This is a genomic window from Rivularia sp. UHCC 0363 (assembly GCF_034931125.1).
In the GTDB taxonomy this organism is placed as follows: domain Bacteria; phylum Cyanobacteriota; class Cyanobacteriia; order Cyanobacteriales; family Nostocaceae; genus Rivularia.
Window position 1 is genome coordinate 69233 of record NZ_JAYGHM010000010.1, and the last position, 13727, is coordinate 82959.

Annotated in this window: 8 protein-coding genes; 5 read left to right on the forward strand and 3 right to left on the reverse strand. The window is 38.2% G+C overall.

The window, feature by feature from the left end:
• Positions 1-497: 497 nt before the first annotated feature.
• On the forward strand, positions 498-1454 hold the full coding sequence (locus VB797_RS08145) for an RNA polymerase sigma factor, RpoD/SigA family (RefSeq protein WP_323237175.1): 957 nt from the start codon (positions 498-500) through the stop codon (positions 1452-1454).
• Between the two features lie 296 nt (positions 1455-1750).
• Positions 1751-2095 carry a DUF760 domain-containing protein gene (locus VB797_RS08150; RefSeq protein ID WP_323237176.1) on the forward strand — a complete coding sequence of 115 codons (345 nt, stop codon included), beginning with the start codon at positions 1751-1753 and terminating at the stop codon, positions 2093-2095.
• A gap of 279 nt (positions 2096-2374) precedes the next feature.
• Here VB797_RS08150 and VB797_RS08155 read toward each other — a convergent pair whose 3' ends face one another.
• Together VB797_RS08155 and hisD are read right to left on the reverse strand one after the other, a co-directional pair.
• Positions 2375-2794, reverse strand: coding sequence for a universal stress protein (locus VB797_RS08155; protein ID WP_323237177.1), 420 nt, complete (start codon positions 2792-2794; stop codon positions 2375-2377).
• Positions 2795-3039: 245 nt separating this feature from the next.
• Positions 3040-4341, reverse strand: a complete 1302-nt coding sequence (gene hisD / locus VB797_RS08160) for a histidinol dehydrogenase (protein ID WP_323237236.1) — start codon at positions 4339-4341, stop codon at positions 3040-3042.
• Positions 4342-5166: 825 nt separating this feature from the next.
• On the opposite strand from hisD, the gene VB797_RS08165 reads away from it, so the two are divergent.
• Both VB797_RS08165 and VB797_RS08170 read left to right on the forward strand, forming a co-directional pair.
• Complete coding sequence (locus VB797_RS08165) at positions 5167-7572, forward strand: GH116 family glycosyl hydrolase (protein WP_323237237.1); 2406 nt, start codon at positions 5167-5169, stop codon at positions 7570-7572.
• Between the two features lie 992 nt (positions 7573-8564).
• Entirely contained in the window at positions 8565-11663 is a 3099-nt protein-coding gene (locus tag VB797_RS08170) for an ABC transporter transmembrane domain-containing protein (protein ID WP_323237178.1), read from the forward strand.
• A gap of 1316 nt (positions 11664-12979) precedes the next feature.
• Here VB797_RS08170 and VB797_RS08175 read toward each other — a convergent pair.
• Positions 12980-13105 (reverse strand): hypothetical protein, encoded by a 126-nt coding sequence (locus tag VB797_RS08175; protein WP_323237179.1) that lies wholly within the window; start codon positions 13103-13105, stop codon positions 12980-12982.
• A gap of 112 nt (positions 13106-13217) precedes the next feature.
• On the opposite strand from VB797_RS08175, the gene VB797_RS08180 reads away from it, so the two are divergent.
• Entirely contained in the window at positions 13218-13685 is a 468-nt protein-coding gene (locus VB797_RS08180) for a HetP family heterocyst commitment protein (protein WP_323237180.1), read from the forward strand.
• Positions 13686-13727 lie beyond the last annotated feature (42 nt).

Here is a 13727-nt window from a genome sequence, read left to right on the forward strand (position 1 = left end):
TAACTCCTAACTATTTTCCATGCCACTTTGTAATAAAAAATCAATAGCTATGATTTGTGTACTGATTTTTTTTACTTAAGTTAACAAAAAAGTGGATTAAATTAAAACTTTTTATATATTCTTTAGGAAAATTTTAAGTTTGTTTGCCGATCTGACAGGTGACAATGAAGAAAAGAATTTGATGGTAGTCAATTAGTTTTCATAAATGTTACAATTGTTTACAATATGAAAAATACAAGAAATGTTTAATTAATTACCTTTTATCTAACTGTAGGTACTTGTAAAGCATGGTTAGAATCTGCAAATATTAGCAATTAATAATCATAAATTTAAAAGTACTGTTCTTATGTCAATGATGCTAAATTTCTAGAATGCTGGAGTTGCACCTTGAACAATCTGGGTTCTCTATTTTTTTTGAGGTATACCCGGTCTATGAATTTATCTAATTGTGAACTTACCGCTAAAATTCATTTTTACTACCTTTTATGCCTAGCGCTATGAAGACCGCTCAGACACCCAAAGACCTCGTGCGGACTTATCTGCGTGAGATTGGTCGCGTACCACTTTTAACCCACGAGGAAGAAGTACTCTACGGTAAGCAGGTACATAATGCAACAGTGTTGCAATCTGTGAGAGAATCTCTTGCCATCACATTAAAACGTCAACCGAGCTTAGAAGAATGGGCTGAATGTACGAGATTAGAGCCATATGAATTAGAAGAAACAATAGAAAAAGGCGAAATAGCTAAGCGCAAAATGGTAGAAGCTAATTTGCGGCTTGTGGTTTCAGTTGCAAAGAAATATATTAAACGCAATGTTGATTTACTTGACTTGATTCAAGAAGGCAGCATCGGAATGCAGCGGGGTGTAGAAAAGTTCGACCCCACAAAAGGTTATAGATTTTCTACTTATGCTTACTGGTGGATTCGTCAGGCAATTACCCGCGCAATTGCCGAAAAAGGTCGTACTATTCGTCTGCCCATCCATATTACCGAAAAGCTAAATAAAATTAAGAAAGCACAGCGTCAACTATCTCAGAAGTTCGGACGCGCTGCGACGGTTTCGGAATTGGCACAAGAGTTAGAATTAACCCCCAAGCAGGTACGAGAGTATTTGGAAAGAGCGCGGGTTCCTTTATCTTTAGATTTGCGTTTGGGAGATAATTACGATACTGAGTTAGGAGAAATGTTAGAAGACCCAAATGCTTCTCCAGAAGATTTTGTCATGCAATCTTCATTATCCTACGAATTAGAGTCTTTAATTTCAGAACTTACTCCCCAGCAGCAACAGGTTATTACCTTGCGCTTTGGTTTGAAGGATGGAAGAGCAATGACACTTGTGAAAATAGGCGAACAACTTAATATCAGCCGGGAACGAGTACGGCAAATTGAGCGAGAAGCCCTAAACAAACTTCGCAAGTCTAAAGGTGATATGAATGAATATTTGGCTAGCTAACAATTCAATAGTTACAGCCAAGCTAATTATAAATTTATCGCTACTTTATGAGAGGGAAATGTGGAGAAACCAATTGAAACAGACCACTAATTCTCTCTTAATTTTTTTATTTGTTTATATGGGTAAGAAAATACCTCTCCAAGGTACGGTTACAACTATTTTCAATCAATAATATATTTGTTACATTAGTACCACGTATACAAATCATCAATATTCTAAGTTAAAAACGCCACTCAATATTAAGAAGAAAAGTGATTTATTATACTTATGTTAATTAATATATAAGGAGAAAAAGCGTGAATAACTCATCAAATAAAGTTTCAGAGTTCTTTAATGGCGAATCTCAAAGTTCTAACTCACTGTGGCAATATGTTAGTTCCCTAAGCCCTGAAGCAGTTACACAATTATCTAGACCATCTTCTTCTGAAGTGTTTGGAGTAATAGAGCGCAATATTATAGGGCTTCTTGGAAGTTTGCCTTCAGAGCCTTTTAATATCAATATTTCTACTAGTCGCGAAAGTTTGGGTAAGCTTTTAGCATCAGCAATGATTAGTGGTTATTTCTTGAGAAACGCAGAACAAAGAATGAATTTTGAAATTGCTTTGCAAGATAGCGTAAATGAAGAAACCAATTGCGATTAGCATTCAAAAGTGAATACGCTCTTCAGTACCTAGTATATTAAATTTGAGGGGTAAATCACTCAAACCTTTACTGTATTAGGATTCCAAACAATTTAGTTAATATTATTTATTAATGCCTTCCTTCTTCCCCTTCTGCCTTCTGCCTTTTTACGACTATTTAGATAGCATCCCCTTGTGCGGAAGAGCTATATTTCCTTCCCTAAAGCTGATCTGATGAACGGTTAAATGTTAAAGTCCTATGATTCGGGGAGGAATATTATTTTTAGAAGTAATGTTTTATTAAGGCTTTACCACCAAGACCGAGCAATGAGCATCTTCCGTAACCTGACAGCTAACAGAACCTTGAATAATTCGGTTCATTCCTGTTAACCCACGACTGCCAATTACGATTAAATCAGCTTGATAAATGTTAGCAAGGCGAGTAATTTCTTCGGCAGGGTCGCCCATCACCAATTCTAAATCGCTTTTTATAGATAATTGTTGCTGATAGTATTCTAGTTGTTTTTCTATCTGTAGATAAGAAATCTCAGATATATTTTGAGGATGGTCTGCGGCTAACTGCATTTCTGATTGGGGTGGAGCAAAAACGTGACATAAAACAACTTTGCTCTCTTTTTGCAGCACCAATTTCCCTAAAAACTCAATTATTCGTTCGGTCATTTCCGAACCATCCAAAGCTGCCACAATAGTTTTTAGCACTGATTATCTCCCGCACAAAGTCAACACTTAGAAATGTACGGCTACGTAGATCTTTCATGCTCACTTACATTTAATTAAGCATTTTGGATTTTGTAACCTATAAATTTCAGTTTGACCTGTTCAATTAGCTTTTATCAAAATCAGCAGAAAAAATTAATAATTAAGTCAAGGAGATAGGAATATGGGGAGACAAGGAGAAATTAATTACGAATTATTCTCTATGCCTCATACCCAATCGCCTTAACTTACTGATCTTTTTGTACTCGTCGTCTTACCGATTCAGCATGGGATGGTAAGCCCTCTGCGGTAGCTAATAAATCTATTGCATTAGCGACTTTACCCAATGCAGTTTGCGAATACTGAATAATACTAGAGTGTTTTAAGAAAGTTTCTACTCCTAATGCTGAAGCATATCTGGCTGCACCGGAAGTGGGTAAAGTATGATTTGGTCCAGCTAAATAATCTCCTACGGCTTCTGGTGTGGAATGACCCAAAAATATTGCTCCAGCATGACGAATTAAAGGTAGTAATGCCCAAGGATCGGATACTTCTAACTCTAAATGTTCGGGAGCAAACTCGTTGGATAATTTGGCGGCTACTTCCAAGGACTCTACTATTACTACTAAGCCGTAGTGGGCTATAGCTTTTTCCGTATTTAACCGTCTTGGATGGTCAATTAGTTGCCTTTCTAATGCGACTTGCACATCTTTAGCCAAACCAGCGTCAGTAGTTAGCAATATTGCTGCTGCCATTGGGTCGTGTTCTGCTTGGGCTAATAAGTCTGCTGCAACGTGTATGGGATTTGCGGTTTCATCAGCAATAATTAGTACTTCGCTAGGACCTGCTAACGAATCAATGCCAACGGTTCCGTAAACTAACTTTTTCGCCAAGGTGACGTAAATGTTTCCCGGGCCAGTAATTACATTAACTTTGGGAATTGTCTGAGTTCCGTAAGCTAAAGCGGCGATCGCCTGGGCCCCTCCAACACGATAAATCTCTTCGATTCCGGCTTCTCGTGCAGCGACCAGTACTGCTGGATTAATTGATTTTTCACTTCCTGGTGGTGTCACCATAACCCGACGCGGGACTCCCGCCACTTTGGCTGGAATTGCGTTCATTAATACGGTACTTGGGTATGAAGCTCGACCACCTGGTACGTATAATCCCGCAGTATCTACAGGAGTATATCTTTTACCTAAAACAATTTCATCCTCACCGAAGTTTACCCAGCTTTTAGGAACTCGCTGTCGGTGAAATGTTTCTATATTGTGGCAAGCCAACTTGATTGCTTCTAATAAATCCTTTGAGGTACTTTTGTAAGCTGCATCGATTTCCGACTTACTTACTCGTAATTCTTCAGAATTAAGGATTTGATGGTCGAATTCGGCAGTGTAATGTAGTACTGCTTTATCGCCTTGACGCTTCACCGCTTGCAGTACTTCCCGCACCGTGGCTTCTTTGTGAAGCACCTGTTCGTCATTAGTGCGATCGCAGATACGTTGCAATTCTGCTATAACGTCTGCCTGCTGATTAATAATTCGCAGCATGGAGTAAGGACTATGCTTTCCTAGAGACAATTCGGGGATTTGAGGAATGGGAGTATTGCTTTTTGCCTAGCCTAGGTTTAGGCATACGCGAACTCTCTCCTCTAGCTTAACCTGTATTTTTTTGATACCCCCACGGTTGATGGTGGGATAAAAAAATAATTTAAGACGGCAACTCCTGGTCTTGATCCTACCTAGGCTCGGACTGACTCTGGCAAGCTCAAGTTTTTTTTAAATCTATATAGAAGGCAATTTATAAACACTTCCCTAGAATTTTTCTAACTTTAACTAACCATCAGTTGTAGGGGCTGCCCGTATACATCCACTTTTATTCCCCTCCCTTCTCAAAGCATTGTATGGACTAAGTATAATTTTTGCTTATTTTTTAGCTGACTAATTACTATTAGTACAGACACAATATAATATTAAGCCTCTACATTTGAATTACCAAACTATTTTTAATTTATAGCTTTCACTTGCCAAAAATATATATCGTTTATTATCCGGACTATATCCAAGGATTTAGAGCAATACATAATGGATGGCATAGATTGGATTGCTTATTGTATATGGTATTTAATTTTAACGTATTTCTAGCTCAGAACGCACTTTTCCAATTTTTGATTTTAATTACTCTACGAGAAGACCCTTGCGGGTCAATGAATGTTGGATTGAGAATAATTAAGGTCAAAGGTCAAAGGTCAAAATTCTTTTTATCCCCCCATCTCCCCATCTCCCTATCCCTCATTAGTATGAACTGGGGCTTGAGAAAAATCGCACATCACGGCATACTTCATGGTCGTGACTGAATGCTGCAAAAATTACATGATGAAAAATCTTTCCTATAAAGCAATTCCGAACTGTGCCTGGAATCGTGCTATCGGTTTGGGTTGGGAACAGCCTTATACCGTTCGCAAAGCTAGTAATATTGATGATGGACCTTGGCACGGAATGCCTCTCGGTGGTTTTGGTGCTGGCTGTATGGGTCGTTCTTCACGGGGAGATTTTAATCTGTGGCATATCGATGGTGGCGAACATACTTGGAAAAATATCCCTGCTTGTCAGTTTAGCGTTTTTGAAAGTAGCAATAATCAAGATCTTGCTTATGCATTATCTACCGAAGCAAATCATGATGCTACTTTGTCAGCGTGGAATTTTTATCCTCAATCCAAATCCGCAGCGGATTCTACCGGAACCTATCATGCTTTATATCCCCGCAGTTGGTTTGTATACGAAAATGTATTTCAAGCACAGTTAAGCTGCGAGCAATTTTCTCCGATTTGGGCTGATAATTACCAAGAATCTAGTTACCCGGTAGCAGTGTTTGTTTGGAATGCTCATAATCCTACTTCGGCACCGATTACTCTAAGTATTATGCTGACTTGGCAAAATATGGTGGGGTGGTTTACTAATACTGTCAAGTCCCCCGAAGTGGAAATGCGGGATGATGGTAGTCCGGTTTATGATTATCAACCCAATTTAGACCAAAGTAAAGATAATTTTAATCAGTTAATTACAAATTCTGAATACATTGGTTGTGTATTAAATAAAGTCGGTATTACCGAACCAGCAGAAGGGGAAGGCACTTGGTGTATTGCCACCTCAAAACATCCGCGAGTCGAAATATTCCACCATAATCGCTGGAATCCTACAAGTACTGGCGAAGATATTTGGCGAAGTTTTGCCGATAATGGTTCTTTAGCTAATATTTCCGATGAAACTCCCGCAGTTGAAAACGAACAGATTGCGGCAGCGATCGCAGTGCGTTTCACTCTCGAACCGGGAGAAACTTTAGAAATTCCCTTTGCGATTGCGTGGGATTTCCCGGTAACAGAATTTGCTTCTGGAGTTACATATAGGCGCAGATATACGGATTTTTTTGGCGTTAATGGCAAGAATGCTCTAAATATCGCAACTACTGCTCTCCAGGAATATCAAAGTTGGCTTTCTCAAATTCAAGCTTGGCAACAACCAATTATTGAACGTCAAGATTTGCCCAATTGGTTCAAAATGGCTTTGTTTAACGAACTCTATCACCTTACTGCTGGGGGTACTCTGTGGAGTGCGGCTTCCACTCGCGACCCTGTAGGTCAATTTGCCGTACTTGAGTGTTTGGACTATCGCTGGTACGAAAGTTTGGATGTAAGGCTTTATGGTTCTTTTGCTTTATTGATGTTGTTTCCGGAACTGGAGAAAGCTGTAATTCGTGCTTTTGCGCGAGCTATTCCCGATCGCGATGAAAATACTCGTGTAATTGGCTACTACTATACCATTGGTGCAGAAAGCCCGATGGCAGTCCGTAAAGTCGCCGGTGCTACACCCCATGATTTGGGCGCACCCAACGAACACGTTTGGGTTCAAACAAATTACACCAGCTACCAAGACTGCAATCAGTGGAAAGATTTAGGTAGCGATTTTGTGTTACAGGTCTATCGCGATTTTATTTTTACGGGTAGTACCGATATTAATTTTCTCGCGGATTGTTGGGATGCAATTGTGGAAACTTTAAACTATCTCAAAGCTTTTGATCGGGATGAAGATGGGATTCCAGAAAATTCCGGGGCCCCAGACCAAACCTTTGACGATTGGCGGTTACAAGGTGTCAGCGCTTACTGTGGGGGGTTATGGTTAGCAGCTTTAGAAGCGGCGATCGCGATTAGCGAAGTCTTATTAACTAATAAAGTACAAATCGAGAATTTAGCCGCGCAAAAATCCGTTTACCAAGCTTGGTTAGAACAATCTCGTCCCGTTTATCAAGAAAAGCTCTGGAATGGAAAATTCTATCGTCTTGATAGTGAAAGCGGTTCCGATGTGGTCATGGCCGATCAATTATGCGGACAATTTTACGCTCGTTTGTTGCAGCTACCGGATATTGTACCCAACGAATGTACTCTTTCAGCTTTGAATAGCGTTTATGATGCTTGCTTCCTCAAATTCAACGACGGTAAATTTGGTGCTGCTAACGGTTTGCTTGCCGATGGTTCTCCTGAAAATCCCGATGCAACTCATCCTTTAGAAGTTTGGACGGGAATCAACTTTGGAATTGCTGCTTTTTTAATCCAGATGGGAATGAAGTCAGAAGCATTTAAGTTAACAGAAGTTGTAGTAAATCAAATTTACGAAAACGGGTTGCAGTTCCGCACCCCTGAAGCCATTACAGCCGTTGGTACATTTCGCGCTTGTGTTTATCTACGAGCTATGGCAATTTGGGGAATTTATTTGATGCTTGATTAAGCTGCTACGCATTTAATTTGTATAGTACTAGCGAGCAAGATGCTCGCACTACAACCTTTTCAAATTTTCGCATTATCCAATTTAGCTGCACATCAGCTTAGGAGTTAGGAGTTATACCAATTCTGTATGAGCGCTAAATCACCCTCACTCTGGCTATGGTGGGGCTACCCAAACTATAACGCCTAGCCCTCAACGTGGGGAACCCCTTCGGGTTCGGCAGTTTGGCGGGACGGAAACCGACACCGCCAACAGCACTCACCGCGCACGGGGGTGGATTCACCACCTGCGTGGGCTGAATTAAGCGCATTATCAAGAAATCATATTAGAAATTATAAATTTATCTGTAGTGGGAGCCGAGCAGTTCCCTTACTGTTTCTGAGGAAAAAAATGCCCAATCCTCAATATGAAATCTTCATGTTTAAAAAGCAAATGATATTAGCTTTAATCATAAACACAACTAATAACTCATGCTATATGTTCGCATTCAACAAGTTTTGTAACAAAAAACCCGACTTAAAGAAATATTTTTGATTAAAAAATCGTATTTTTACCAAGATTTTCTGTGCCAAAAGTATCTAATCATAAATTATTCTCTAACTAAACTTTGTACCTAAAAATACATAATTATCTACTTAACAGAATTAACACTAAGTTAAAGTGGAAGTAAAATTTTGATAAAGTATAAGATGTTTATTGAAGGTAGGGGCTGAATTTAATCAGAACGCATTTAATGGTAATCAATACTCTGCTAAAGTAATAACTTGGGTTTGGTAAAAAAAATGTTTTACTTTCGGTCGCTGTACGAACCACTAAATATTAATATCAGCAAAATGAATGAATAAATAGTGATTATTAATACGAGTGTAAAGAGCTTATCCAGTGGTTAAAGTTAGGATAAAACCTGATAGTGAAAGTATTTAGAGCTTCTTTCAAAATACTGCTACAAGATTTAATTAGAGTCAATAAAATTACCATTAATTAGAGATTAAACGATGGACTCGTACCCACAGTTGGGAGTTCAGGAAGCCGACGTTGATACAAGTAATATATCCCTTGCAGTTTCATCTGCGATCGACAAACTTTGGAAGCAAGCTGTTGGGGATATTAATTGTACATCTGAGTTTAACCAAGCTTGGATTTTTCGTGAGTTTAAATTAGGTGATGAACTGACTCAGTACAATTGCAACCAGGATTCAGCAGTTAGCGATGGTGCTGTTTATTTAGTTTGTCGGGGTAAAGTCCGCTTGCTAGCGTTTGATACATCCTTAAAAAAGGAAGTTTCGATTCAATTGCTCAATCCGAATCAAATTTTTGGAGGAGATCGTGCATTCTGCAAACAAGATTTAGAGTATCGGGCTGTTGCATCTAGTAGCGGAATTATAGCGCAAATTTCTTTACAAAATCTTGATATTTGGTTGCAGCGTTATCCTGCTTTATATAATTATTTTTCGCAACTAAGTAAATCGCGTCAAGCGTTAATTTTCTTTAAGACACTGACACAATTGCGATCGCAAAATACCCCAACTCTGCAAAAATTACTGCACTATTTTGTCAATATCGAGATTACTGCTGGTTCATCTTTGATCGCATCATCTCCGTCGGAGGGTCGTTTTTGGCTGGTTAAGGGTGAAATTGGTAGCGCTTCAGATAAACAACGATTGCCAATTGTGGGTGAGTGTTGGGGATATCCCGATCCGATCCCACCGGATTTGATATCCATAACCAATTTATCGCTGTTTTATCTATCAAAAGAACACTTCGATTTAGTAGCGGAGATTGTACCGGAGCTAAAGCAAGAAAATGAACAAGTACAGCCACACCTAAACAACCTAGAGAATCATCTTGAGTCGGAAGCTGAGGAGGAAAATTGCACCGAGTACGAACAATTTTGCGATCGACTTCCTCCCCGACGGTGGTTTCGGACTTACCCTTTTATTCAACAGCAAAGTTCATCAGATTGCGGTGCAGCAAGTCTCGCAACTATTAGTCAATACTGGGGTAAGCGTTTTAGCCTGAATACTCTGCGTTCTATAGCACGCATCAACTGTATGGGTGCGGAGCTTAACGATTTAGCGGATGCGGCTCAAAGCTTGGGTTATCGGGCTTTAGCAGTACGAGGTGCTTTTAGTGAATTAGCGTCTCAAAAATTACCTTGGATAGCTCACTATCAGGGTAATCACTATGTAGTTGTTTGGCAAGTTAAGGGTAAACGTGTATTAATTTCAGACCCATCTGTAAATAAACAATGGATTTCTTGTTTGGAATTCGCCAAAAATTTTACAGGATATGCTTTGCTTTTATCTCCAACCGAGCGTTTTTACGAACGCAAAAGCGAGACAATCTCTTTGAATCGTTTGCTGCAATCTTTTAGGGATTATCGTTTTGTATTAGGAAAAATAATTATTGTTTCGATCCTATTATCGCTTTTAGGAATAGTTCCAGTAATAATAGTTCAAACTGTAATTGATGCAGTCGTAACCGTTAAAGGCTTTGATTCTAAGCTTGATTTTATAAATCTTTTTGCCCTCGGCTTTCTTGTGTTTGGCTTTGGACGTATCGCTTTAACAGCAGTCCGTCGGCATCTGCTTGACTATTTATCTAATCGCTTGGATTTAACTTTGATTGGTGATTCCATCGGTCATACTTTGAATTTACCACTATCTTTTTTTGGGTCTCGCAGAGTGGGAGACATTCTCAGCCAAATTCAAGAAAACCCTAAAATTCACCGTTTTTTAACTCGTGAAGCCATAAGTACTATTTTGGATGGGTTAATGACGATTATCTACTTTGGGTTGATGGCTAATTACAGTTGGCAACTTACTTTTGTGGTGGTGAGTTTCGTTTCACTGATGATGTGTTTAAGTGCCGGTACAAATATATTTTTGAAAAAATTGCAGCGAGAGTATTCTTCTGATTCTGCCGCTCAAAACTCGGCAATGGTAGAAATTATCGCCGGTATTGTCACAATCAAGACAGCTGCTGCTGAGAATAATTTGCGATCGCGTTGGCAAGAACGTTTCACCCACGCGATCAAGATACGTAAAAAAGGTCAAAAGTTAAGTAATAGTTTGCAACTGGCAATTAGTTCGATTAATCACCTCGGTAATACGACGGTATTGTGGTACGGCACCCAAATGGTAATAAATTCTCAAATTTCCATAGGTGAATTTATCGCTTTTAATATGCTGACTGGCAATACGATAAACCCAATGTTGGCATTGGTAAAGCTGTGGGATGAATTCATGGAAGTATTAATTTCTGTTGAAAGACTTGATGATATTTTGGCTACTCCATCCGCAGAGAATCCGCAAAAACCCTTAAGAACATTGCCTTCTATTCAAGGTGAAGTTCATTTTGAGAATGTGAATTTTTGTAATCCCCAAGACCCATCCCAGAAAATTTTGCAAAATATCTCTTTTCACATTCAACCCGGACAAACCATCGGGATTGTTGGAGCAAGCGGTTCTGGTAAAAGCACTTTAATTAAATTGCTTGCTGGTTTGTATCGTCCCGATAGCGGACGTATTCTCATTGATGGACATGATACCACTGAGGTATCTTCCTATTCTTTACGCAATCAATTAGGTGTAGTACCGCAAGAAACTTTCCTGTTTTCTGGAACTATTCAAGAAAATATCACTTTGTACAATCGAGAATTTAGCCTCGAAGAAGTTAAAAATGCCGCAAAGTTGGCTGGAGCGCACGCTTTTATCCAGGAACTACCTTTAGGCTACAACACCATCATTGGAGAAGCAGGAATGAGTCTCGACAGGTTACAGCAGCGAAAAATAGCTGTTGCTCGGGCTTTAATCAAAAAACCTCGCATTTTAATTATGGATGAAGTTAGTAGTTCCGTTGATTCACTGTATAAGTTTAACCAAAATTTAGCTCGCCCTAATCCTGCCTTTACTGATACTTTATCCACATTTTGCACTACTTTTATCGTGACTCCGAATCTTCGCAGCATCTTGAATGCCGATACTATTTTGGTTCTCGACCGAGGTGTTCTAATCAACCAAGGCACTCATGAAGAATTAATGAGAAAAACTACAGTTTATCCCAGCTTGGTACAGCAGCAATTAAATAGCTAATATTGCCCATATCAATGACTAATAATTAATTAGTAAATGCAAATCTTTTGCAAATAAAAATCTTCATGCATCACATAAAAAACGTTAACTATTCTATAGTTACGTGAAATTATGTGGACAAAAACACATCGCTTTATACTAGACTTACGTTTTGGTTAAGTGTATTTTATGATGTTATATGAAAACTTTATATTCAATTTGATAGATAATACCAACAAACTGTATTGATTGCAACTATTTATCCCGCTCAGTTGCTAGTAATTGAAATAAACTTTATCAGAAATTTAAAAATGATGTCAATAGATTCATCGGCTATAACTACTTCTATATATAGATTTAGCTCCAAAAATTTAGATGGAAAATGAAGATATTGCTAAAAAAAAACTTAATTAGATAGCTAAATTTTGATAATTATAATACTATGTAAATTCAACAATCTTTAGCCAGTTGTATGAAGGTAATTACAAAAACTAAATTGAAATCTCAGAAAAATTACAGCTTTTATATTGTAGAAAAATAGGGGGTTACACCCCTCATTAACTAATAAGTAAGGGACAAAAATTAAAGTTGCACAATACTTAAGTATTCGTATAATTATATTAAGTAAATTTAGTGGATGAAATTGATTTCCTAGGCAGATGACATTTGGAGCAAAAAATACTAATGTTACGATCAATGGTTAAATATGAAGAATTTTTGTTTGCTATACTAAAAACAAGAAAATTCACATAAATACTCCTAAAGTAAAGTAGTTCCTATTTATACAAAATATTATCAGGGTAAAGTAAAAAGATTAGGAGTTTAGGGAATTAGAAAAAAGCAGACAAAGCATCTACTAAGTGCATTATCGTAATTATCGTAAATTTTTTATTACCAGTCATCTGAAATGACTTTAAGTAGATGTTGAAACATGGTAGTAATATTACTAACTTACTGCCACTGAAATTTAGATATTTCAGCCGTCGCAACCATCCGTTCCGGTCGCAGGAAAATCGGGTTTTTGGTCAAAGGTTCAATTAATGGAAAGGATCATCAGGTTAAATGCAGTCGAAATTTTCTGCCTATCGGGCATTGTAGGGATGAACCAGCATAGTTTGCATCCTAGCGGACATTTAGCTCCCCAGAACGCTTTGGGGATGAATTTTTCCTCACTAATAGAGGCTTTTCTAGATACGGCAAATACAAAATGTAATATTTTGCTGGCATTTAAAGCAGCAATTGGAAAACACGATTCTTACATGCATTGTTGTAAGCATATTATTGCCCTGCACAAGTTGAAATTAAACTTGCACTTGATCGCAATAATGGTTGTAAGTTCATGCGTGGAGTCGCAAAATCTTATCAAGTTGAATTGCTATGGTGGGGTAGACAATAACTAATAACATGGCTAATAACAAGCAAGCTGTTTTATTAAAAACTAATAATGCAGTTGATGTACTCATTGTCAGGCACCATTTTGTCCGGATGCTCCTTTAACAACTCAAAATTGTTTTTGACTGCTCAACCAAATCAACTTAAGCGGGCTAATTTACTTAATTCGAGACAACTAACACCATGAATCAAGACCTTTCTGGCATTAGTAGCAATTTAGATAAGACAATACATCCAGAACAATTTGACCAAGTAGTTGAGGCAATTTTAGCAGGTAAGTATTCTTGGGCTTGTGTTTTGATGCTGCGTTTTGCTGGCTACAATCCTCTACATTACATTCCCTACCGTACTTACAATAGATTGATTAAAGAACATTCGCCCAAAAAATCAAGCACGCAACACAATGAAAATAGAAAGATAGTAAAGCAGATTCCAAACACCAGAAAAGATGGCAATATGTCGCCAAGTTGTTTAAATAAAATTAAAGACTTAGCTTATCTTGAGGTAGTTGGCAAACAGAAGACAGAAATTCGTGGTGGCTCTAATCTTGGATGGTTAGAAAACCAAGTCCGCGAGTACCAATCAATGAAATCAGATTTTCAGCCGGAAGAAAGGCGAGATTTTCAGTTTAATTTTTGCGAATTTAATTAATTAAATTCTGGGAATACACAATCTGTATTGACAATAGTTATT